Below are 22,090 nucleotides of genomic sequence, written 5' to 3'. Positions count from 1 at the left end.
AAACCGGTCGAACGGAGTGAGGCTTCCAGGGAAAAGCGTGATAATGATTCCTCAGGCACTCGTGCCGTAGGCCTCGCCCGGATTGTCGCGGATCATCTTCAATCCCCCCCGGACGCAAAAGAGTCGTCAGGCGCCCGGAACCTTGATGTTTCCGATGTGCCTCGTTTCGGTTCGGGTGTGGCCCCTTCCGTGTTGCTACGGCAGCAGCGGCGGCAGGGAATTGCTGGCCCATGAACTTGCCCACGTCGTCCAGCAACAGGCCGGTCCGCGTTGCCGCCTGTTGGTCGGAGGCGCGGAAGATGAAAATGAACGTGAAGCCGATCAGATCGCACGCCAAGTGGTAGCCGACGAAACACGCATGGCGGAAGACGGGGATGCGTCCAGTCCTGACACGGCCGGCGCTTCCGGGACGATTCGGCGGCGAAGCGTCCGCGGAGTCTTGCAACGGGACGCCGATAGTGAGGCAAGGGCTCAGCAGGCGCGGGCGCGCCACGCCGAACTCGATCGTTTCGAGGCGACCCTGGTGTCGGCGCTCAATGTCGGAGTGGCGAGTCATTCTCCCGATATTCTGATCAGTTATGCGGGAAGCATGGGGTTTCGCTACCGGCAGGCGATCGCCGATGAACGACCTGAGACCCGGATTGCTGTCGCGACGGTTCTTGCTCGGATACATACCGCCCTGGCCGGTTACGCCGAGACGGCGGAGCGGGATGTCGACGGTGCGCTGTTGATGGAGAGTTTTGGCGGTGAGCTTCACCCCTGGACCTCGGCGCGACCACAATCCCTGGAAGAGATTCCGCCCTTTACTCTCGAAAACTTGGCCGCCTGGCGGGCGGACGCCGCGTTGGGAGAAGCTCGTGCCGCTACGGAACGGGCCGCTTCCCGGCGCGGCACAGCACGCCGTGAACAACCGGCGCCACCGCCGCTTATGGATCCGGGAGAAGCTCGCACCTTCGCTCCTCTCGCCCCTCGGGAAGCCGCCGGGGCCACAGCCGCGGCGCAACCCCGCACGCCCGAGGAAGAAGTCGGACAGGCGGCACCGGGTGGCGGACGAATTGTGCGCGATGGTCTGGCTACCCTGGCCGCGACCCCTCTGCGCAGTGTCGCCGGCCCGTCTCCTTCGGCCGGCACCTCCAGTGGCCGCTCGGAAGGGGCGTCGTTGCTCGACGCTTCTTTACACATCTGGTTTGTTTCCAATCGTCTCTATGTGGTTGATCGCAGCGGACATCTGGCTCCCGGCGAAGAGAGCTGGTTTGACCTTTCCGCCATGACCGGCATGTTCAGTCGTGGTGGGGTCTTTTTCCTGCTGCCGGTGGAGACCAGGGTTGGCGGACGGTCCATCCATTTTGAGGTTCGTCCCGTCAGCGGCGGCGCTGGCGGCGCCCTGGGCGGAATTTACCCGGCGCGGACCCTGACCGGTTTGATCCCTTTGCTGGAGTTGAGGCAGGCGGCCCGCTCCCGCAACGCCGGCATCGGCCTGATCGTTGCGCCCAACATCGGTGGGCGGCTGACTTGGGGTGATCTGAGTTTCGAACGGATTTCCCAGGCTTTGGATCGCACGCCTCGGCACATGGAGTGGGCGATTCTCTCCGAGTGGGCGCGGATTCGCCGGGATCCCCTGGGCGAGGCGGCCAATCAGCTGGTGGGACTGGGAATTTCCTATGCCGCGCGGGCGCTGCCGCCGGTGGGTGCGGCGGCTTTCGCCTATCAAGCCTTGCGCTTTTCGGCTTGGCTCGGGGATGTGGCCAATGTGGCGGGCTATGCCCGGACCGACGACGAGATTGACATTGCCGCCCAGGCCATTGCCCGCAAATTGGCATCCTTCGTCGTCTCCGAGGCGATTTCCCGGGGGATTTGTGGGGTTGGTCGCGTCGGTGCCGGCGTTGCTCGGGGGCGTGGCGAACGTTCCGGCGGAGCAAGGGAAGGGCGACGGGCCAGGATCGAAGATGAAGCGTCTTCGCCGGGACCACGTCCGCCCGCCAGGCGCTCCGAGCCGGAACCCTTGCCGTCTCGGGAAGAGCCCTCCGTCACGGCTCGCCCGGCGGAGCCCCCGCCGACATCGACCCGACCCCCTCGTCGCGCGCCCGACGAAGCTTCACCAGATGAATCTGCGGCAAGCGCCGAACGTCCCGCCGCGACTACCGCCCGTCCCGCTGTTCCGCCACCGACTTCCCGGCCCCTGGTTCATGCCCTGGACGATGTTTTGACCGCCGACCGCGGTCGCTTCGACGTCAACAATCCCGCCGTGCAGGCGCGCTTGAGCGCCCCGCAGCTTGAAGCGTTGCTACGACTGCAAGCGGCCTACGAACGCTATCGTTCCAGGCGGGTCGGGGAAGGGCGGGATGCTCTCTCGCCCGAACAGTGGGCGCGGGCGGTTACATCGGGACAACCCAGACGGGATGCGGAACTGCTGTTTGGTCGAGACTACGCACGCACCGGCCGGGGGGGCGCCGCCGCGCGGCCTGCGGTGCGCCTGAGCGAAATCCCTCGACCGGCAAATTATGACGACCGGCGTCTGGCCACCGATCTGGCCGTGCTGCGCGGCGAGTCCGGCCTCTGGGACTGCCTCGGCCGTTTGCGGCAACGGGGGGTCGCCGGCAACGAAGTAAACGCTTCACTTTTCAATATCCTCAAAGGGAACATCGCCGAAATCCTGGCGCGACCGATCCTCCATCGCCGACTCGCCGAAGTTCGCGTTCAACATCCCGGCGCTCGGGTTGAATACCGAACACGGGTGGCGCGGGTTCGAGGGGATGGCGGTCACCGTAGGCCGGTGCTGTTCAGCGACGGTCTGATTGTCAGTGAACGCAACGGTCGATTGATCATTCACGAGGCCTTCGAGGTCAAATCAGGTTCCCGGGGCGGTGCCGAGGCGACCTCACAGTTTTTCGAGTGGCGCGAGGGGCGCCTTGCCGACGGCGATCAGTTGGTCCTTGCCGACGGGCGTCGCTTCACCTATGAACCTGGTCGGACCGGAGCGGGCTATGTCGAAGGGATGCAGCAATCGACCCCGCATGTCATCGCCCCCAGGGGCAGCGAACATCTCGGTACCACTTCGGGAGAGCAGGTGGCGGCTGCGGGAGTTCGCCACGCCCTGGGACAGACCGCTTCGGAAATCGACTTCCTCGCCAGGCGGATTCTGGAAGGACTCAGTTCTTCGTCGTCGTCCGCTGCTGCGGCAGCTCCAGCCTCGGCGACGGAATGATCTGGTCGGTTGTTTTTCCCTGTGAGCTGAGTTGGATGGGCGCGGTACCGGGAGCATTTTTGCTGCCGTTCGGCATTCCCCTTGAGATCAATCCGCCATATTGATCAGATCAATCAAAAATTTGCGCAGATCGGTAAAGAAATGCTTTGTCCCGCTGATACGCTAAAAGAACTTCGAGGGTGGAAACCTCGTGGTGTTGTTGCTGTGTTCACTGGCTGGCGTATTCAGGGACGAAGAAATGGCCGAAGTGAAGCGTACCTTGCCCGTGCTATCGGAGAACGCGACCGGATCGCCGGAGGCTGCCCCCTGGGCGGCGCTGGAGCGTCTCGATCTGCTGCTGGCGGAGGCGGCGCGGAGCGCGGAGGTCGTTTACGGGGTCAGATTTGACGATGACCGTTTTCGCGGCCTGCACCTCGATGCCGGAGAGGTCGGGCGGTTGCTCGATCGGATGCCGGGACTCCCGCCCCTAGCCGAGGGCCGCACCCGTTCCGTTCCGCTGCTCGACGAAAAGGATCTGCGCTTTGTCGCCCTCGGCCAACGCTTCGAATTGGCGGCGCTGGACCTCGACATCCTGCTGGTCGCCCTGGCGCCGGAGATCGATCCCCGTTACGAACGGCTCTATGCCTATCTGCAGGACGACGTCACCCGCAAGCGCCCCGGCGTCGATCTGATTCTCAACCTGCTCAGCGCCACGGCCGAAGAAAAACTCGCCGGGCACCGCCATTTTCTCCCCGCTTCCCCGCTGCTGCGCCACCAGTTGCTGCAGCTGCACGAAGATCCCCCCGGCAGCCATGCTACCCTCCTGAGCCGCTACTGCAAAGTTGATGAGCGCATCGTCGATTATCTGCTCGGCGGCGACGGCTCGGCTCTTCATCCCGACGATTGTCTCACGATCTTTCCCGCCGACAGCCGGATTTCCGAGACACCCCTCTCCGAGGCGCAGCGTGAGACCTTGCCGCGCCTTCTGGCGGAAGGGCGTGCCGTCCTTCATCTGCGCGGCGTTTCCGGTTCCGGTCGCCGGACCGTCGCCGCTTATCTGGCCCGCCGTTTGGGATGCGGCCTGGTGTGCTTCGATCCGAACAGGGCGTTGGCCCGGGGGGAGGACGATTTCCAGGCGATCTGCCGACGGGTCGTGCGGGAAGCCCGTCTGCGCGAGGCGCTGCTCTTCGTCGCCGAGGTCGATACGCTGCTTGATGACGATAAGGATGCGCGCCTGCGGGAATTCTCCCAAGCGCTGGAGGATTGGGACGGGCCGACGGTGCTCGCCGGGGAACTCCCCTGGCGCCCCTTGTCCCTCTACCGCACCCGGCCCTTCGCCCGGGTCGAGCTGGAAATTCCCGACTTCACCGAGCGGGCGCGTCTGTGGGGGCGAGAAGTGACGGGGCTTTCGGCGGAAGAGCTGGAAGCGGTCGCTGCCCGTTTCAACTTCACCCCGGGGCAGATTCGCGCCGCCGCCCACAGCGCCGGGCAGATGGCGCGCTCCCGGCAGGGCGGGCCTTCCCGCATTCAGGCGGCGGAACTTTTCGATGCCTGCCGCCGCCATTCCAACCAGAAGCTCGGCGCCTTGGCCCGCAAGATCGACCCCCGCCACGGCTGGGACGACATCGTTCTGCCCGAGGACGCCCTGGAGCAGTTGCGGGAAATCTGCCGTCAGGCGGTGCATCGACCGCTGGTTCTGGGTCAATGGGGCTTCGAGCGCAAACTCTCCTACGGTAAGGGGTTGAACGTCCTCTTTTCCGGCCCGCCGGGGACGGGCAAAACCCTGGCCGCCGAGGTCATCGCCTGTGATCTCGGTCTCGATCTTTATCAGATCGACCTGTCGCGGGTGGTGAGCAAGTACATCGGCGAGACGGAGAAGAATCTCGACAAGATTTTCACCGAGGCCCGCACCAGCAACGCCATCCTCCTCTTCGACGAGGCCGACGCCCTCTTCGGCAAGCGTTCGGAGGTCAAGGACGCCCACGACCGTTACGCCAATATCGAAACCGGCTACCTTCTGCAGAAGATGGAGGAATACGAGGGGATCGCCATTCTCGCCACCAATCTGCGCGGCAATCTCGACGAGGCCTTTATCCGGCGCATGAGTTTCTGTGTGGAGTTTCTCTTTCCCCGGGAAGGGGAGCGGCGGCTCATCTGGGAAAAGATCTGGCCCGAGCAGGCGCCCCGGCGGACGGATCTGCCTCTGGAACGCATGGCCGAGCGGTTCGAGATCAGCGGCGGCAATATCAAGAATATCGCCCTGGCGGCAGCTTTTCTGGCGGCCCACGACGGCGGTGAAATCTCCGTCCGTCATCTGCTGCGGGCGACTCGCCGGGAATACCAGAAGATGGGCAAGATTCTCGATGACGGTGATTTTCGGGAACGGATGGATGACTGATGTCCCACGGAGAACGCACCCCAAGGAGGTGTGATCCATGAAAAAGCGTGAAGAACAAGGTCTGAATCGACCAAAACAGCGCCCAGTGACGACTCCTGTGAAGGAAACTCCGGCGCGCCTGCACGATCTTCCCGGCCTGATGAGCGGCGGCGGCCTCTCCGGTGAGGCGGCGGTGCGGGAGCGGCTTGACCGCTTGGCGCCGCCGCAAGGGGTGAGCGCCGCCCTGGCCTTGCAACGGGCGGTAGGCAACCGCGACATTCGCCGAGCGATGGAAAAGTCGGCCCAGGGGGCGGAGAATGCTGCTTCGGCGAACCTGGAGCGTTCCATCGAGACGACCCGAGGGGGCGGGAAACCTTTGGACGATAACCTGCGCGGCGCCATGGAGCAGGCTTTCGGGCACGATCTGAGCGCCGTGCGGGTACACACCGGCGGCGAGGCCGACCGGTTGAGCCGATCCCTGGGGGCCGAGGCCTTCACCACCGGCTCAGATATCTACTTCCGCGACGGCCAGTACCGGCCCGAGACGGAAGGCGGAAAGGAATTGCTGGCGCACGAACTGACCCATGTGGCGCAATCGGGCCCAGTGGTTCAAGGCAGGCTCACGGTTGGCGCTCCCGACGATGCCTATGAGCGGGAGGCGGACGAGACGGCGCGGCGGGTGGTGCGGCACGAGCGGCAGGGGCCGGCGCGGTATTTGCGGCAGCCGGCGGCGGAACGGCTGGCGAACCGTTCCCGCCAGATTCGGCGTAAGCTCAGGTTTACCGGCACCGCCCCCCATCTGGCGCGGGTCATGACTCTGCTCAACGGCGGTCTCTTTGGCTACACCGTCTCGACCGACGCCGCGGGCAATCTGAGCATTGCCGCCAATCAGGATGTCGGCCCGCCATCTGAAGCGCAACAGGCGCTCTACAATCGCCTCAATACCATCGTCGGCGACAGTCATCAGGTGACCATCGCCGTGGAAAGCGGCGGCGCGGCCCTGGGCGGCAGTTATGCCACCGGCACCATCGATGTGGCCGACCTGGAGGCCTTCGGCCGTGGTGAAGGGCTATCGGCGGTGGCGGCGCTGATTCACGAAGTTGAGGAGCAGTACCGCAAGCAGGTCAGCGGTCAGGGCTACGCCACCGCCCATGCCGGGGCGCTGGTCGCCGAGACCGAGCAGAGCGGCGCGACCCGAGGCACCGAGCGGCCGATTTCCTCAAGTATCAATCCTGACGGTACGGTCAATGCCGTAATCGAGGTGCCCTACACCTATCCCGATGGCCGTACCGTCACCTTGACCATAACCGTCAGCCACAACAACATCACCAACGTGACACGGCGATAGGATGTTGATCATGAACGATTCGACGAAGATGCCCATCGACCAGGCTGTGGAAAAGGCTCTGGATTATTTCTCCACCGAGGATGTCGGACTTGGCGAAACGGAGCGGATGCGTAATTTCGAGCTGGCCCGAGGCGTTCTGAAAGAGCAACCGACAGCGGCCGTCGGCCTGCTGGCCGAGGTTTTCTCCGGCCTCAGCCATCCCCATAAAGTCGGAGCCTATCGGCTGATCGTGGAATTGGGGGCGGCGGCGGTTCCGGCCATTCATCGGTTGATCGGCGGCGCCGGCCCTCTCGAACGGATCTGGTTGATTTCCATCCTCCATGCCCTGGGGGATGGGAGCGAGACCGCGCGCCTGGCCGAACTGGCGGGCGACCACGACCTCTATGTCCGGCAACTGGCGGTGCTCGCCCTGGTCTTTCAGGGGAAACAGGCGGCCGTGCAAAGCGACCGGCTGATCGCCGTCCTTGTCGAGGCGCTGATGAGCGAGGAGAAGGTTGAGGGCAGCGCCTTCTTTATCGCCGATTCGGCTCTGAGCTGCCTGCGTTTGCTCACGGGCGAAGCCTTCTCGGAGGGGGTCGTACCGGCGGTCCATTTCTATAATTTCGATCATTTTCTCTTTTCTCCACCGGTGCATCCCTTTCCCTACACCTCGGATCGGGTCAGTACCCTGCAACACCGGCAGAAGTGCCGGTTGCAGGAGCAGGTGCGGGAATGGTGGGCGGCCCATCGAGGGACAGTGCAGTTGCACCCGATCACCAGTTGTTTTGACCTCTGATTTAAACCCCAATACAAGGGGATAGCTGATTCCCATGCTCGACGATCTCGACCGCAGCCTCAACGAACTCCTTCGCCGCGAACTGCCTTCCGCCGTGGTGCAGCAGGTGGCGATCAGCTTTGCCCCGCCGGACGACAAGTTTCCGCCGTCGGCGGTGCATTTGCCCGCCATCGACCTGTTCCTGTACGACATTCGCGAGAATCTCGAACTGCGCGACCGCGAATGGCGCCTGGAGCGGCGGAGCGACGGCACGGGGCTGAAAAAACGCCCGCCGGTACGGGTCGACTGCTCCTATCTGGTGACGGCCTGGGCGGCCAATTCGTCAAGCACTCCGGCCTACGACGAACACCGTCTGCTCGGCGAGGTGATGAAGGTGCTGTTGCGCCATCCGGTCCTGCCCGCCGCCGTGTTGCAGGGAAACCTTCAGGGGCAGGAGCCGCCCTTGCCGGCGGTAACCCTCCTTTCCGGGCAGTTGCAGAGCCTGGGGGAATTCTGGCAGGCCTTGGGAGGCAAACCCAAGGCGGCGCTCAACTACACCGTGACCATCGGCGTTGATGCCCTCGCCGCCGTGGAAACCGGGCCGCTGGTGACGGACAAGATGCTGAAGTTCCGCCAGGGAACCGGGGAGGAGTGAGCATGGCCGCGCTGCAATGGGAAATCCGTCGGCATCAGGCGGCGATAGCGGGGCGGGTGATCGACGCCGAGACGGGAAAGGCGATGCCCGGCGCCCGGGTGACGGCCACGGCCGGGCCCCTGAGCTGGGAAAGTCACAGCGGCGCTGACGGACATTTCCACTTTCTCGACCTGGTCGACGGCACCTATGGGTTGACGGCGAGCTATCCGCCGGGAGGCAGCCGTTACGGCAGCGCCCAGGTCGAGGCCGTGGTCGGCCGCGACGGAACCGGGCGCATCCAGCTGGCGACGGCCGATCTTTCCCTGCCGGCCACCAGGGTGCGCGGTCGCATCACCCGTCCCGGCGGCCAGGGGGTGGTCATGGCCGAAGTGGTAGTGGAGGGCAGCGGCGAACGGACCTACAGCGCCGCCGACGGCCATTATGCCCTGATCGGAGTGGAAGTCGGCGTGCGCCGGGTACGGGTTGCCGCCCGGGGATTTCAACCGGTGACGGGGGTGGTGACCCTTGCCGCCGCCGGCGCGGTCGCGACCCTGAACCTGACGCTGACCCCGGTGTAAATCGGATTGTGGAAGGACGAGGCGAAAAAAAGCCGAATCGTGGCGGATAAAATGACAACGCGGCATAAACCAGGACAAGGGAGGATGGCATGGCTGAGTATCTAGCGCCAGGAGTATTCGTTGAGGAAGTACCGTCGGCGATCAAACCGATTGCCGGAGTGGGCACCAGCACCGCCGGTTTCGTCGGCATCTCGGCCAACATAGCCGATACCGCCATGCCGGCCAAGCCGGCGGGGGGCAATTACAGCCAGGTGGCGGCCCTCGACCCCCAGCCGATCAACAGCTGGGAGGAATTCAAGCAGAAGTTCGGCGATTTCCAGACCGCCAACCAGTACCTGGCCCATGCCGTCTACGGTTTTTTCAATAACGGCGGCACCCGCTGCTGGGTCAATCGCGTGACCTCCATCGACGACGTCGATAACGCCGTCGACCAGTTTCAGGCCATCGACGAAATCGCCATCGTCGCCGCGCCCCTGCCGCCGGAAGCGGTAGACGCCAGTGTCACCCAGAGCGCGCTCAACGCCATCCACGCCCATCTCGTCGCCCATTGCCAGCTGATGGAAGATCGGGTCGCGATTCTCGACAGCGTGCGCGATGTGGACAGTGACAACCTAGTCATCAGCACCGACGATTCGGGCATCTGGCGGCCGGCGGCCAATCCCAAGGGTTACGGCGCTTTCTATTTCCCCTGGATTCAGGTCGCCGATCCCCTGCAGGCGGCGGGAACTCGCATCGCCGTGCCGCCGAGCGGGCACCTGGCCGGGATCTATTCCCGCTCCGACGCCCAGCGCGGGGTGCACAAGGCCCCGGCCAACGAAGTCGTCATGGGTGCCCTCGGTTTGCGCTATCCAGTGAGCAAGATCCTGCAACAGTCCCTCAATCCGCGTGGGGTCAACTGCATCCGTTCCTTCGACGGCACGATCAAGGTCTGGGGTGCGCGCACCCTGGCTTCCGATGCCGCCGGCGATCCCGAGTGGACCTACATCAACGTCCGCCGGCTCTTCAATTTCATGCGCGAGTCCATCGATCAGGGCACCCAATGGGTGGTGTTCGAGCCCAACGACATGGCCCTCTGGGCGAAAATCAACCGCAACATCACGGCTTTTCTGACCAATGTCTGGCGCGCTGGGGCGCTCTTCGGCAGCACCCCGCAAGAAGCCTTCTACGTCAAATGCGATGCCGATACCAATCCTCCCGACGTGCGCGACCTGGGCCAGGTCGTGACGGAAATCGGCGTGGCCGTGGTCAAACCGGCTGAGTTCGTTATCTTCCGCATCAGCCAATGGGCGGGGCCGGGGCAGTAAGACAGAAGGCTGAAGGCTGAAGGCTGAAGGGCGGAAACCATGGAGTTTGGGTTATGAGCGGATCGGGGTTGGCAGCGCCGGGAGTTTATTTCAGGGAGGAGGTTTCCGCGCCCGCGCGTCCCGCCCTGCGGACTGGCGTGCCGCTTTTCATCGGGTTCGCCGCCGAGGGAACGGGGCGGGGGCTGACTGAAATCCGGGGCTGGGTGGAATTCGTCCGGAACTTCGGGGACGTCCGCTCCGACTCCTACCTGGCTTACGCCGTACGCGGCTTTTTTGGCAACGGCGGCCATCTTTGCCAGGTGGCGACTCTGGCCCGAGGGGGCGATGTCGTCGCCGCCCTCGGCTCTCTGCTGGCGCAGGCGGCGGACGACCCGCTGCTGGATGAGGTCGATCTGCTCTGCTTTCCCGACGCGGTTCTGGTTCCGGAACGGACGGTGGAACTGCAACGGGCGCTCCTTGACTTCTGTCGGCGCGATGCCCAGGGGAGGCCCCATTATCTCTTCGCTATTCTCGATGCACTGCCCGCCGCCGGAAGCGATGAAATCGTCAAACAACGCAACGCGCTGGTGCTCAACAATCCGGCCGCCATTCGCAGCGGGGCTTTGTATTTCCCCTGGATTCTCCTCGCCGACGGGCCGGCGGCCGGCCGGGGTTTCGTTCCCCCCTGCGGTCATGTCGCCGGAATTTACGCCGCGCGGGACTCGGCGGTCGGCGTTCATCAGGCGCCGGCCAACGTTGAACTGGAGGGGGCACTCGACCTCCAGGCAAATGTCGATGCGCTCTTGCAACAGACGTTGAATCCCCAGGGGATCAACTGCCTGCGGGCTTTTCCGGGGCGGGGTATCCGCGTCTGGGGCGCCCGCACTCTGAGCGACGAACCGGAATGGACCTACGTCAACGTGCGGCGGGTTTTTCTCACCGTCTGCCGCTGGATCGAACGCTTCATGGAGTCGCTCGTCTTCGAGCCTCATGACGAGGGGCTCTGGTTGCGGGTGAACCGGGAGCTGAACGCCTACCTGACGGAGTTGTTCCGCCAGGGGGCGTTTATGGGCGCAACGGTCGAAGAGGCTTTTTACGTGCGCTGCGATGCCGTCACCAATCCCCGGGAAGTGCGCGATCTCAGCCAACTGGTCACGGAAATCGGACTGGCCCCGGCTCTCCCGGGGGAATTCATTGTCATCAGCATTGTTCAGGGGGAGGAGGGCGTGACCCTCGCCGTCGACGGCGACAGCGAATCCCTCCAACCCCTGCGCGCCGCCGCCCAGGTCGCCGAAGTGCCGATCCTGCACATCGAAGCCAATCCGCCGGGGGCCGACGTCGCCGGGGAATACCTGCTCATCGCCAACCGCAGCGGGCGGGGGGTGGAAATGACCAACTGGAAAGTCGTCGATCGGGTTGGACATCGTTACGTTTTCCCCCGCTTTGTTCTCCCCCGGGACGCCCAGGTGCGTCTCTGGACGAAGGCCGGCGTCGACACGGGCGGCGACCTCTTCTGGGGGTACGACCGCGCCGTCTGGAACAATCCCGGAGACACGGCCTTTTTGTACGATGCCCAGGATTATCTGATTTCGACCTATACCTATCAGGCGAGCCAATAAACCCAGGACAGAACCTTTCGAAGGAGATGAGCCATGCCCACAGGAGAAAGAAAAGATCCCTATCGTTCCTATAACTTCCTGGTCGAAATCGACGGCATCACCCGCGCCGGTTTCCGCGAGTGCTCGGGCCTCGATTCGACCCAGGATCCCATCGACTACCGGGAGGGGACCGATCCCCTCACCACCCGCAAGCTGCCGGGACTGGTCAAGTATTCCAACATCTCCCTGAAATCAGGGGTGACCGACGATGCCGAGCTGTGGGAATGGCGCAAGAAGGCGATGGAAGGGAAGGTCGAGCGCAAGAACGCCTCCATTGTGCTGCTCGACGACACCGGCACCGAAAAGGTGCGCTGGAACTTCATCAACGGCTGGCCGACCAAATGGACCGGGCCGACCTTTAACGCCACCGGCAACGAGGTCGCCATCGAAACCCTCGAAATCGTTCATGAAGGGGTCAGCAAGGCATGACGTTGCAGACCGAGTTTCCCTTCACTCTGCCGCGTGGCTTTGTCGACGGCGAGGGCAACCTGCACCGCGAGGGGGTGATGCGGCTGGCCACCGCCTTCGACGAAATCGCGCCGATGAAAGACCCCCGGGTGCAGGCCAATCCCGCCTATCTGGTGATTATCCTGCTGTCCCGGGTGATCGTCCGGCTCGGCACCCACTCCAGTCTCAACCCAAAAATGGTGGAAGGGCTCTTTTCCGCCGATCTGGCGTTTTTGCAGGATTTCTACCGGCGGATCAACGACTACGGCACCAGCCGCATGGAGGTTTCCTGCCCTCACTGCGAAGGCCGTTTCTCGGTGGAGGTAAACGGCTCGGGGGAGCCCTAGGCTACCCCTCGGACCGGCTCTACGAGGAGGTGGCCTACATCGCCTATCACTTCAACTGGCCCCATGACCAGATCCTCGGGCTGGAGCATCGCGAACGCAGGCAGTGGGTCGAGCAGATCGCCGGTATCAACCGTCGGCTCAACGACAACAGCAACGGAGGCAGCGGCGAATCATGGCCGTAGGCGCGCGGATCGATCCCTATCGCGGGTTCAATTTTCTGGTGGAGATCGACGGCCTGGTGGTCGGCGGTTTCAGCGATGTCACTGGTTTGCAGGCCGAGATCGAAGTTCACGATTACCGGGAAGGGGGGCTCAATCAGTATATGCACCGGCTGGCCGGACCGGTGCGCTATCCCGGCAACCTGATTCTCAAACGGGGCGTGACCGACAATTTGAGCCTCTGGCTCTGGCACAAAGAGGTGCGCACCGGCAAGATTCAGCGGCGCAATGTCTCGATCCTGCTCCTCGACGATAGCCGCAAGACGGTCAGGGTCTGGCATCTCGATCAGGCCTGGCCGGTGAAGTGGGCGGGACCGGACCTGCGTGCCGAGGGGAACACCGTCGCCGTGGAGTCGCTGGAGTTGGCCCATAGTGGGTTTTCGCTGGTGTAGATCAAGGACAAGGAGTCATTTCGAGGATTTTTATGGATCACCCGAATCCCGACATAACCGCCCAAGATGGCGGCGCTGGCGGCGAACCCCTGGAGGGGGCGGTGCGGGAGCGCATCCTGCGGCTTCATCCCTTAGGCGGAGACGGCGGATTGGCGGGGAGGGTGATGCGGAAAGCCTCGGGCTGGGAAGAGGCGGGATCTTTCGCCGCCGAGGTTATGAGCCGCTTCTGTTCACCCTTTGCGGTGACGCCGATGGCCATGCCTCTGGCGCTGCCGGCGGCGGAGTCCCGAATACCCGCGACCGGGTCGGCTTTGGTTCCGGCGACACCGTCGGTCCATCAGCGGCAACTTCCGGTGGTCGATTCTTCCCCCTCTGGAACAGTGGGGTCGGGAAGTCTGGTGCAACGCAAAGTCATGGGCGGCTCCGATTCTACCCCTTCGGCCCAGTCAATCGGAACGGTTTCAGAGCCGTTTTACTCCCCAGAGAAGTTAGCCGAAGGATTCCATAAAAACATAGCTGGTTCAGACAATTACAAAAGTAAAGCTAATGTATCGCCTGAGCTTAAATCTCCACCGACGGCGGCGGGGACCTGGGCCATGACCGCACGTTTGCATGGCACGCTTGGCGCGCGACTGGTACAGCGGCATTCAAGTTTCTCCGGGGCGTTGCCGGAGAAGGAAGCGGGGGAGGGGAGTCCGTTCTCGGTTCAAAAAATGTCCCTGGCGGCGGGTGAAAGTACCCCGTTGGCCAGGGGGAATGAACCGATGGGGAGAGCCGTGCAAAGGAAATCTTCCGGCGGATCCGAGTCGGGCAAGAGCACTGTGGTCACTGCGGACAACGTCCCGGCGGCAAATTACCCCGTAGGAGCGGACCCCCGTGTCCGACCGCCTTTCCTAAAACAACAGCGAGAAAGTGTTTCAACCTCTCCGAAAACCGCTGTTATCCAACTTCGACCGGAGCCGCCGGCATTCTCCCTACCTCTGGTGAAAACGGCGCCGCTAGGACCCTCGACAATCCAACGCAAGGGCGGCGCGGCGTCCCTGGCCGACGACATTTTCGCGCGGTTGCCAAATATCTCTTCCGCTGGGGCGATCCCGCCGTTGCCCTTGGCTGCGCCGGTGGTCGCTCCTCCCGGCACGGCGATTGGCGGCGCGGCTTCGGCGTCGATGGCTGCGCGATCCAGCGAATCGTCCTCCATTCCCGTTGCTCCTTTCCAACAAAGGGTGCGCCATGACGGGGTTGCTCCAGGAGAAGGCCCGTTGCCCGTCATTCAGCGAATCCAGTCGGGCGGGGGGGCTTCCGGGGTGATTTCGCGCAAGGCCAAGGAGGCCGTGACCGGGCCGGAGTTGTCTTGGGGAGGACCTCGGGCGGGTGTTTCCGAAACGGCGGGATTAGGGATCTATCCTCGCACCGATTTTTTTTCTCCGACCGTTCCGGCAATCACCTCCGGTTCGGTGCTCGCGGCGCCGCTCCCGTTGGCCCGGATACAGGGCATGGCCGGACCGGACACGGGGGGAAACATCCAACGGAAATGGTCCGATTCGCCGTCGGTGATGCAACGTGCGGAGGCAGCCGGGGCGAGTGCGTCAGCGACGCCATCCAGCGGAACGAGCGAGAGCGCGGCGGGATTTTCTTTGGGGAGATCCCCGGAAACGGACGCCGGAACGCCGACGCCGGGTGCGCCCGTCGATTTGGAACGGGTGGCCGATGAGGTCTATCGAATCATCGAGCGACGGCTGATTGTCGAGAAGGAAAACCGGGGGCTGTGAGATGAAACTGGAAAAAGCCAATATCAGCGTGGTCATCGGCGGCGGCGGGGCGGTGGAAGTCCTCTTCAATCCCAACGAGTACCGCCTCTCCGGATCGAACCAGTTCGCCGAGGTGGCCATTCCCGGCCTGCCGTCGCCGCCCCTGCAATTCGTCAAGGGGAACAGCCGCACCCTGACCATGCAGCTTTTTTTCGACACCTTTGAAAAGGGAAGCGACGTGCGCGAGCACACCCGCAAGGTGACGCGCCTGCTCGACATCGACCCCGAATTGCACGCGCCGCCGGTGGTCCTCTTCACCTGGGGCGATCTCAACTTCATGGGGGTGCTGGAGCGGGCCGAGCAGCGCTTCACCCTCTTTTACGCCAGCGGCATCCCGGCGCGGGCGACCGTCGACGTCACCTTCAAGGAGTTCACCGAAGGGACCGAACAGGCGGGGAAAAATCGCTCGGCCACCTTCGACAAGCGGCGCACCGTGCGGCGCGGCGACACCCTGAGCGGCATCGCCGGCCGAGAATACGGCGACCCCGGCAACTGGCGGCCGATCGCCCTCGTCAACGGCATCGACGACCCCTTGACCCTGTATCCGGGCCAGGTGCTGGTCATCCCCGCCATCGAGTGAGTCGCGGCCTATGGCGGGGATAAGCGGGTATATACCCGATTACAAGATTACCGTGGGGGGGGAGGATCTGCGCCTCGGCTTCAATGCCGATATCCTCTCGCTGAGCCTGACCGACAACTGTAATAGCGCCGACAGCTTCACCTTTTCCCTGCGCGAGCGCCATCCCGAAAGCGGTCGCTTCGCCGGGGGCGCCAAACTGAAGTGGTTCGACAGCGACACCTTCCGCGAGGGGGGGGAAGTGACCATCGAGCTCGGTTTTCGTGGCGCGAAAATGCAGAAATTCAAGGGGGTCATCACCAGCGTCAGCCTCAGTTTTCCGGAAACGGGTATGCCGACTTTGACGGTGCAAGGGCGCAGCCTTTACGACCGACTGCTCAACCAGTGCGAGACCCTCTCCTTCGAAAACAAGACCGACAGCGACATGGCGAAAAAGATCGCCGAAACCCGCAAGCTCGGCGCCAGGGTCCAGGAGACCAGCACCAAGTACCCCCTGGTTTCGTCGGGGAACGATACCTACGCCGCCTTTCTGCAGAAGCGGGCCGAGCGTATCGGTTACGAGCTGGTGGTCAAGGAAAACACCCTCCATTTCGAACTGCCGGCCTACCTCAGGGGAGCCGGCCCCGAGTTGACCCTGGAATGGGGACTCGATTTGTTGAGTTTCTCACCGACCCTTTCAACCTACCGCAAGGTGACTCATGTCAAGGTTCGGGCCGCGCAGACTTCCCTCGGGCGCGGCAAGGAACCCATCGAAGGGACGGCCGATCCCGGCGCCGAGCGGGGCAAGCTGGGGAAAAAGAGCGCCTCGCAGATCGCCGAGGAGATCAACGGTAAGAACGAACAGGTCGTGGACGATCATCTGGCGACTACCCAGGAAGAAGCGGAACTGCTGGCCAAGGCCAAGCTGGAGGCAAGCTCCATCGAATTCATCAGCGGTCGGGGAACCTGCGACGGCAACCCGAAACTTTCGGCGCGGACCGTGGTCGCCATCAAAGGGGTTGGCGAAACCTTCAGCGGCCACTATTACGTGACCTCGGCGACTCACACCATCGACGGCAGCGGTTACCGCACCAGCTTTGAAGTGAAGAGGAACGGACGATGAGCATTGTCGAACTGATGCGCGGCGTCGGCCGCGAAGCCTCGGACCGCCGTCAAATCGGCGGGGTGGCGACGGCCATCGTCCGGGACATCCGCGACCCCGACGGGCTCGGCCGGGTCAAGGTCGATTTCCCCTGGCGTATCGACTCCGGGGCCGGGGTGTCCGTTACCGACGGCGACGACCGGGCGCACAGCTATTGGGCGCGGATCGCCACCCTCTTCGCCGGGGCGGGACGGGGCAGCTTTTTCATCCCCGAAGTCGGTGACGAGGTATTGGTGGCCTTCGAGCACGGCGATCCGGGGCGGCCCATCGTCATCGGATCGCTCTGGAACAGCGAGGATACGCCGCCGGAAAGCATGGACGGCGAGGGACAAAATCACATCCGCGCCATCCATTCCCGCGGCGGCCACATTATCCGCCTTGTTGACGACACCGAGAATCAGGCGGCCAAGGTGGAGATCATCAGCCAAGGGGGGCACAAGTTGACTCTTGATGACGAAGGCGGCCAGGGGAATATCGAACTGAAGACCGCCGGCGGCCACACCCTGACCTTCGATGACGCCGGCGGCAAGGCGACCCTCGCCGACAGCGGCGGCAACAAACTGGAGTTCGACGCCAACGCCGGTGCCCTCAAGGTTCAGGTGAGCGGCAACGCCGAGCAGCAGGTGGGGGGGAATATGACGATCAGCGTCAGCGGCAGCGCCACCATCTCGGCCCCCTCCGGAGTGACCCTCGACAGTTCCTCCGTCAAGCTTGGCACCGGCGCCTCTCTGGCCCTGGTCAACGAAACCTTGCTGACGATTTTCAATACCCATACGCATGTCGGCAATATGGGCGCGCCGACTTCGCCGCCGGTCGTTCCGGCGGTGCCCGGCACGCAAAGCACCATTTTCGTCAAGGGAGCCTGAGCATGGGCAGCGAATTTCTCGGCGTCGGCTGGAACTATCCTGTTTCCCTGGAAAACGGGGAGATCGCCCTGGCCCGTCATGAAGAGGATATTCGTCAGGCGATTCGGATCATTCTCGAAACGGCGCCGGGTGAGCGACTGATGCGCCCCGATTTCGGCTGCGGCATTCACGATTACGTCTTTGCCCCGAACAACGTGCGCACCGCCGGACTGATCCGTTTTCACGTCGAAACCGCCCTGCGCCGCTGGGAGCCGCGCATCGATCTGGAAAGCGTCAGCGTCCGCCCCGACCCGGACGCCCCGGCAACGATCCTCATCGACATCGCCTACAAAGTGAAAACCACCGACAGCCGCTACAACCTGGTTTACCCCTTCTATTTGGAACGAGGCGGGGAAGGCGGGGAGTGAGAACGCCCTCACCCCCGGCCCCTCTCCCGCTGGGAGAGGGGGGAAATGATGAATCCATTCAGGAGCCCGAGGCATGGCCGAGCAACCGCTGATATTCAAACAAACGGCCGACGAAGTCGCCGCCTATGTGCGCGCCGAGCTGGAACAAACCGGCTTGAGCGGCGCGCCCGCCGCCGGTGTGCCCCGTCCCGGCGAAGCCATGACGCGGATCTTCGGACGGCTTTCGGAACTGATTATCCAGCGCCTCAACCGCCTGCCGGAAAAACATTTTCTCGCTTTCCTCAACGAAGCCGGGGTCGAGCCATTGCCGCCGCGCCCGGCCTCGGCGGAGGTGGTCTTCACTCCGGCCAAGGACGCCGCAGGCGTGACCCGGGTGGTCGCCGGCACCCAGGTGGCGACGAAGAAGACCGCCGACCGCCCGGAGATTGTTTTCGAGACCGAGCGGGATCTCAACGTCATCAAGGGCGTCCTCACCGCCTGCCTGGCCGTCGATCCCGTCAAGATCAGCGATCGCATCAACATCGCCGGGGGCACCGACAGCGGGTCTTTCGCCGCCTTCGCCGGAGAAGTGGAACGGGAGCGCCTCCTCTACCTGAGCGACGCCGCCCTCTTCGAATTCGACGATGACGTCAGCCGCGAAAATGCCGAACTGACCCTGAATTTCACCTATGCCCCACCGGGAAACCCGGCCAGCGACGGCTGGCGGGTTTCATGGCTCTATTTCGACGGCACCATCTGGCGGAATCTGGTCACGGAGGGGCAGGGGAGCGTGGTCGACAACACCGCCGATTTTTCCCGGGACGGCTCCGTCGTTTTCAGCAAGCTTCCGCTCCTGGTTCCCTACCCCTTCGCCGATAAAATCACCACGGCCCATCTCGCCTGCCGCTTGACCGGCGGCAGCGCCCGCGAGCATTTGCCGGAAATCGCGACGCTGACGGTCGGGCGGAACATCGTCATCGCCAGCGCCCCACCGCGTCCGGCCGATCTGCTGCAATGCGCCATTCATGCCGGTAGCGCCTTGTTGCCCCTGCCAACGGCGGACGAGTTCTTCCCCTTCGGCCAGGGACCGGGGCGGCTCGACGCCTTTTACCTGCGCTGCGACGAGGCCTTCGCCAAGGAAGGCGCGACCGTCGAGCTCAACCTCGATCTCATCGGCCTCGACGCCGGCGACAGCGGCACGGAACTGACCAATCTGCGGGTCGAATGGGCCTACGCCGCCGCCTCGGGCTGGAAGGTTCTCGGCACCAGCAGTCGTTCCGCCGTCACCGGCACGATTCTCGATTTCAAAGACGAAACCCGCGGCTTCACTCAGGGCGGCGCCGGGTTAAAGGTTTCTTTTACGTCCCCCTCCGGAGCGGAAGCCTTCGCCGCGACCCAGGTCGGTCAGGAAGAGGGCTTGTGGCTGCGGGCGCGAATCATCGCCGGGGGCTTCTGGGCTGATTCCTACTTCCGAGAGGTCCGCATTCCCGTGGCCCGGCCGCCGCTGGTGAAAAAGTTGACAGTCAGTTATCGCGATTACCGCAGCGCTTCCGCTGCCCCCGCCCCGCCGTCCGCCCTGCACACTCGGGTCGATCAGGTGACGGGCCTGAATCAACCGTTGCCCCTTTCCCCCTTTGCCGGAGAACTCGACCTTCCCGCGCTCTATTTCGCTTTCAGCGAAATTTTTCCTGTCGGCGAGTGGGTGCGGCTGCTGATCGAAGTGGACGAGGAGCGCGGCGCGGGGGGTGCGGCGCCGCTGCTCTGGTGGGAATACTGGAGCGGCGCCGAGCAGGATTGGCGCCCCTTGCCCGTTTCCGATGAAAGTTTCGGCCTGACCCGGCGCGGCTATCTCGGCTTCTACGGTCCCGAGGGGCAGGCGCGGGCGACTTTCTTCGGCACTCAAGCGGTCTGGCTGCGGGTGCGGCCCCATGTGCGGCCGCCGACGGCGACGGCTCCCGCCGATCTGACGTTGACCGTCGATGGCGAGGCGACGACGACCCTGCGTCTCGACGGCTCGTCTTCCACGGCGGCCAAGGGGGTGCGGGTCGCCCGTTACCACTGGACCCTGCAACCGCCCCGGGCCGCCGCCGGCGGTAGGATCGACCTGACCGTGAGCGCGCCGGAAGCCGCCGTGACCCTGGATGCTTCCGCCTCCGCCGAAATCTCCGGCCGTGAGATCGTGCGCTACCACTGGCGCCTGCTGTCGTCGAGCCCTCTGCTGGCCGAGGCCGGAGCGGACCGGGTCGTTCTCGCCGCCGGGGCCGAAGCGACTTTCACTCTCGACGCCTCCGCTTCCGTCGATCTCGGCGGCGATCCGCCGGCGCGTTATCTCTGGCGACGCGTCGCCGACGTCGCCGAGGCGGAAAAGGCCCTTCCGGCGGCCCTGGCCGGACCCTACCTGCGCTCGATTCGCCCGAATATCGTGCCGGTGGTCAACGCCATGACCGTCAGCGAGGAACTGCTCGGCTCGGGCAACGGCAAGGAGGGGCAATCCTTTACCCTTTTCCGGCCGCCGGTCCTCGATCCTTTGGCGCTCTATGTGCGGGAGACGGACCGCCCGGCCGGCGACGAACTGTTGGCGCTGGAACGGGAGTTGGCGCTCGCCGACGGCGATGAAACGCCGGATTTCCCCACGACCCTCCCGGCCACGGAAGGCCTGTGGGTGCGCTGGCGGCCGGTGCCCCATTTCTATGGCTCGGGTCCGGGTAGCCGCCATTTCGATGTGGATTGGACGACGGGCGGGATCCGCTTCGGCGACGGCCGCCGGGGGCGGGTGCTGCCGCCGGGGCGGGACAATCTCAAGGCGCTGCGCTATCGCACCCACCAGGGGGAACTGGGCAACGTCGCCGGAGCCGAGATCACCGTGCTGCGCAATCCCACCGGAACCTTGGCCGCCATCAAGAAGGTAGCCAATCCCTGGAGCGCTTCCGGCGGTTCGGCCGCCGAGGCGGTGACGGAAGTCGGGCGGCGCGGCCCCCGCGCCCTCAAGCATCGGGGGCGGGCGGTCACGCTGGAAGATTATGCCTGGCTGGCCCGGGATGCGAGCGGCGAGGTGGCGCGCGCCTGGTGCCTGCCGACCCGGGACGCTAACGGTCTGCCGAGCGCCGGTTGGGTGACGCTGGTGATCGTCCCCGCAGGCGCCGAGGATAAGCCCTTTCCGAGCCCGGCGCTGCTCCGCCACGTGCGCCGCTACCTCGAAGGGCGCGCCCTGGTCAATTTGCCTGCGGCCGGGCAGCTGCACATCAAGGGACCGGAATACGTTCAGGCCTCGGTGACGGCGCGGATCGTACCGACCAGTCCGGACCAGGCCGACGAAGCCAAGCTGGCGGTCATCGCCAACCTTCGCGCCTTCCTCCATCCCTTGACCGGTGGTCCGCGCGGCGAGGGCTGGGAACTCGGCCGCGACGTGCATCTTTCTGAAATCCAGGCGGTCATTGAGGGGACTGCCGGGGTCGAGCATGTGGTCGCGGCGTCGTTGGGCAGCAGTCTTATGCAATGGCACCTGACCCTGGCCGCGCCTCTGCCCGAATCGGTGCCCGACGGCGCGCGGGTGGCGACCTTCGACGAGCGGTTGCGGCTGACCCTGGCCCACGCCATGACGGTCGGCCCGACGGCCGCCACCGCCGCCGGTCAGGCCTGTACCGAGGAGCACGAGCGGCTGCTGCCGGTCTGCGGTTTCAAGGTCGGCGATCGCGTCGACGTGGTCGACGCCGACCAGCGCGTTTGGGTTCGAGGCCTGCTCATCGGCGCCTTGACGGTCGAGGGGACCTCCGTGCTCTTCGAGCAGGGTTTCGCCGAAGACGAGACGTTGCCGTCGGCCGACGAACTGGCGCTTTTGGCCCGGGACGGTTCGATCCGCCTGCCTCTGGTTGCCTGGACCCTGGAAGCCGGACGGGTTCTCGGCGCCAGTCTGCAACTCTTCCAGCCGGGGGTGGACTTGATTTGCATCGTCGCCGAGGGGCACCGCTCGCCGAATCTGGAACTGCTCGCTTTCACGGAACTGACCGTGCGCCGCGACGGGGTGGCCGTACCCCGGGGGCATCTGGCCCATTCGGGCAGCCACGATATCGAAATGGTGCTGGAGGAGTAGCC

18 protein-coding genes are annotated in these 22,090 nt (G+C 64.4%); all 18 read left to right on the top strand.

What is annotated here, in order from left to right; genetic code table 11:
* The first annotated feature begins 145 nt into the window (after window positions 1–145).
* The 18 genes from BQ4888_RS09945 to BQ4888_RS09860 all read left to right on the top strand — a co-directional run bounded on the left by BQ4888_RS09945 (window position 146) and on the right by BQ4888_RS09860 (window position 22,088).
* Window positions 146–3,205 (top strand): eCIS core domain-containing protein, encoded by a 3,060-nt coding sequence (locus tag BQ4888_RS09945; RefSeq protein WP_092056889.1) that lies wholly within the window; start codon window positions 146–148, stop codon window positions 3,203–3,205.
* Window positions 3,206–3,443: 238 nt separating this feature from the next.
* Window positions 3,444–5,582 carry an ATP-binding protein gene (locus tag BQ4888_RS09940; RefSeq protein ID WP_092056887.1) on the top strand — a complete coding sequence of 713 codons (2,139 nt, stop codon included), beginning with the start codon at window positions 3,444–3,446 and terminating at the stop codon, window positions 5,580–5,582.
* A gap of 37 nt (window positions 5,583–5,619) precedes the next feature.
* Window positions 5,620–6,909 carry an eCIS core domain-containing protein gene (locus BQ4888_RS09935; RefSeq protein ID WP_092056885.1) on the top strand — a complete coding sequence of 430 codons (1,290 nt, stop codon included), beginning with the start codon at window positions 5,620–5,622 and terminating at the stop codon, window positions 6,907–6,909.
* Between the two features lie 10 nt (window positions 6,910–6,919).
* Window positions 6,920–7,684, top strand: coding sequence for a HEAT repeat domain-containing protein (locus BQ4888_RS09930; RefSeq protein ID WP_140396640.1), 765 nt, complete (start codon window positions 6,920–6,922; stop codon window positions 7,682–7,684).
* Window positions 7,685–7,718: 34 nt separating this feature from the next.
* The gene (locus BQ4888_RS09925; protein WP_092056882.1) at window positions 7,719–8,318 is read left to right on the top strand and encodes a Pvc16 family protein; all 600 of its coding nucleotides are present in this window, start codon (window positions 7,719–7,721) and stop codon (window positions 8,316–8,318) included.
* 2 nt (window positions 8,319–8,320) lie between these two features.
* Window positions 8,321–8,875 carry a carboxypeptidase-like regulatory domain-containing protein gene (locus BQ4888_RS09920; protein ID WP_092056881.1) on the top strand — a complete coding sequence of 185 codons (555 nt, stop codon included), beginning with the start codon at window positions 8,321–8,323 and terminating at the stop codon, window positions 8,873–8,875.
* 89 nt (window positions 8,876–8,964) lie between these two features.
* Window positions 8,965–10,179, top strand: coding sequence for a phage tail sheath family protein (locus BQ4888_RS09915; RefSeq protein ID WP_092056879.1), 1,215 nt, complete (start codon window positions 8,965–8,967; stop codon window positions 10,177–10,179).
* Between the two features lie 53 nt (window positions 10,180–10,232).
* The gene (locus BQ4888_RS09910; protein ID WP_092056877.1) at window positions 10,233–11,777 is read left to right on the top strand and encodes a lamin tail domain-containing protein; all 1,545 of its coding nucleotides are present in this window, start codon (window positions 10,233–10,235) and stop codon (window positions 11,775–11,777) included.
* A 33-nt stretch (window positions 11,778–11,810) separates the two neighbouring features.
* Window positions 11,811–12,245 carry a phage tail protein gene (locus BQ4888_RS09905; protein WP_092056875.1) on the top strand — a complete coding sequence of 145 codons (435 nt, stop codon included), beginning with the start codon at window positions 11,811–11,813 and terminating at the stop codon, window positions 12,243–12,245.
* A complete protein-coding gene (locus tag BQ4888_RS09900; RefSeq protein ID WP_092056873.1) occupies window positions 12,242–12,610 on the top strand; it encodes a hypothetical protein in 369 nt (122 codons plus the stop codon). The genes BQ4888_RS09905 and BQ4888_RS09900 overlap by 4 nt, the downstream gene beginning before the upstream one ends.
* Window positions 12,553–12,792, top strand: a complete 240-nt coding sequence (locus BQ4888_RS17910; protein ID WP_176374252.1) for a DUF6760 family protein — start codon at window positions 12,553–12,555, stop codon at window positions 12,790–12,792. The genes BQ4888_RS09900 and BQ4888_RS17910 overlap by 58 nt, the downstream gene beginning before the upstream one ends.
* Window positions 12,783–13,220: a phage tail protein gene (locus BQ4888_RS09890; protein WP_092056871.1), complete on the top strand. Its 438-nt coding sequence runs from the start codon at window positions 12,783–12,785 to the stop codon at window positions 13,218–13,220. Before BQ4888_RS17910 ends, BQ4888_RS09890 begins: the two co-directional genes overlap by 10 nt.
* A gap of 32 nt (window positions 13,221–13,252) precedes the next feature.
* Window positions 13,253–14,989: a hypothetical protein gene (locus BQ4888_RS09885; protein WP_092056870.1), complete on the top strand. Its 1,737-nt coding sequence runs from the start codon at window positions 13,253–13,255 to the stop codon at window positions 14,987–14,989.
* Window position 14,990: 1 nt separating this feature from the next.
* A complete protein-coding gene (locus BQ4888_RS09880) occupies window positions 14,991–15,608 on the top strand; it encodes a CIS tube protein (RefSeq protein WP_092056868.1) in 618 nt (205 codons plus the stop codon).
* A gap of 10 nt (window positions 15,609–15,618) precedes the next feature.
* Complete coding sequence (locus BQ4888_RS09875) at window positions 15,619–16,707, top strand: phage late control D family protein (RefSeq protein ID WP_140396639.1); 1,089 nt, start codon at window positions 15,619–15,621, stop codon at window positions 16,705–16,707.
* Window positions 16,704–17,612: a phage baseplate assembly protein V gene (locus BQ4888_RS09870; RefSeq protein ID WP_092056864.1), complete on the top strand. Its 909-nt coding sequence runs from the start codon at window positions 16,704–16,706 to the stop codon at window positions 17,610–17,612. Before BQ4888_RS09875 ends, BQ4888_RS09870 begins: the two co-directional genes overlap by 4 nt.
* 2 nt (window positions 17,613–17,614) lie before the next feature.
* Complete coding sequence (locus tag BQ4888_RS09865) at window positions 17,615–18,019, top strand: GPW/gp25 family protein (protein WP_092056863.1); 405 nt, start codon at window positions 17,615–17,617, stop codon at window positions 18,017–18,019.
* A 73-nt stretch (window positions 18,020–18,092) separates the two neighbouring features.
* A complete protein-coding gene (locus BQ4888_RS09860; RefSeq protein ID WP_092056861.1) occupies window positions 18,093–22,088 on the top strand; it encodes a putative baseplate assembly protein in 3,996 nt (1,331 codons plus the stop codon).
* The last annotated feature ends 2 nt before the right edge of the window (window positions 22,089–22,090 follow it).

Origin of the sequence: Desulfuromonas acetexigens, assembly GCF_900111775.1 — a bacterium.
GTDB classification, from domain to species: Bacteria; Desulfobacterota; Desulfuromonadia; order Desulfuromonadales; family Trichloromonadaceae; genus Trichloromonas; species Trichloromonas acetexigens.
The sequence above is the reverse complement of the archived record's forward strand: the minus strand, read 5'-3'. Positions and strand labels throughout refer to the sequence as shown.

Bases quoted from the DNA above. Each gene is read 5' to 3' on its own strand.
- BQ4888_RS09945 (WP_092056889.1), top strand. From the start codon at position 146: ATGTTTCCGATGTGCCTCGTTTCGGTTCGGGTGTGGCCCCTTCCGTGT.
- BQ4888_RS09940 (WP_092056887.1), top strand. From the start codon at position 3,444: ATGGCCGAAGTGAAGCGTACCTTGCCCGTGCTATCGGAGAACGCGACC.
- BQ4888_RS09935 (WP_092056885.1), top strand. From the start codon at position 5,620: ATGAAAAAGCGTGAAGAACAAGGTCTGAATCGACCAAAACAGCGCCCA.
- BQ4888_RS09930 (WP_140396640.1), top strand. From the start codon at position 6,920: ATGAACGATTCGACGAAGATGCCCATCGACCAGGCTGTGGAAAAGGCT.
- BQ4888_RS09925 (WP_092056882.1), top strand. From the start codon at position 7,719: ATGCTCGACGATCTCGACCGCAGCCTCAACGAACTCCTTCGCCGCGAA.
- BQ4888_RS09920 (WP_092056881.1), top strand. From the start codon at position 8,321: ATGGCCGCGCTGCAATGGGAAATCCGTCGGCATCAGGCGGCGATAGCG.
- BQ4888_RS09915 (WP_092056879.1), top strand. From the start codon at position 8,965: ATGGCTGAGTATCTAGCGCCAGGAGTATTCGTTGAGGAAGTACCGTCG.
- BQ4888_RS09910 (WP_092056877.1), top strand. From the start codon at position 10,233: ATGAGCGGATCGGGGTTGGCAGCGCCGGGAGTTTATTTCAGGGAGGAG.
- BQ4888_RS09905 (WP_092056875.1), top strand. From the start codon at position 11,811: ATGCCCACAGGAGAAAGAAAAGATCCCTATCGTTCCTATAACTTCCTG.
- BQ4888_RS09900 (WP_092056873.1), top strand. From the start codon at position 12,242: ATGACGTTGCAGACCGAGTTTCCCTTCACTCTGCCGCGTGGCTTTGTC.
- BQ4888_RS09890 (WP_092056871.1), top strand. From the start codon at position 12,783: ATGGCCGTAGGCGCGCGGATCGATCCCTATCGCGGGTTCAATTTTCTG.
- BQ4888_RS09885 (WP_092056870.1), top strand. From the start codon at position 13,253: ATGGATCACCCGAATCCCGACATAACCGCCCAAGATGGCGGCGCTGGC.
- BQ4888_RS09880 (WP_092056868.1), top strand. From the start codon at position 14,991: ATGAAACTGGAAAAAGCCAATATCAGCGTGGTCATCGGCGGCGGCGGG.
- BQ4888_RS09875 (WP_140396639.1), top strand. From the start codon at position 15,619: ATGGCGGGGATAAGCGGGTATATACCCGATTACAAGATTACCGTGGGG.
- BQ4888_RS09870 (WP_092056864.1), top strand. From the start codon at position 16,704: ATGAGCATTGTCGAACTGATGCGCGGCGTCGGCCGCGAAGCCTCGGAC.
- BQ4888_RS09865 (WP_092056863.1), top strand. From the start codon at position 17,615: ATGGGCAGCGAATTTCTCGGCGTCGGCTGGAACTATCCTGTTTCCCTG.
- BQ4888_RS09860 (WP_092056861.1), top strand. From the start codon at position 18,093: ATGGCCGAGCAACCGCTGATATTCAAACAAACGGCCGACGAAGTCGCC.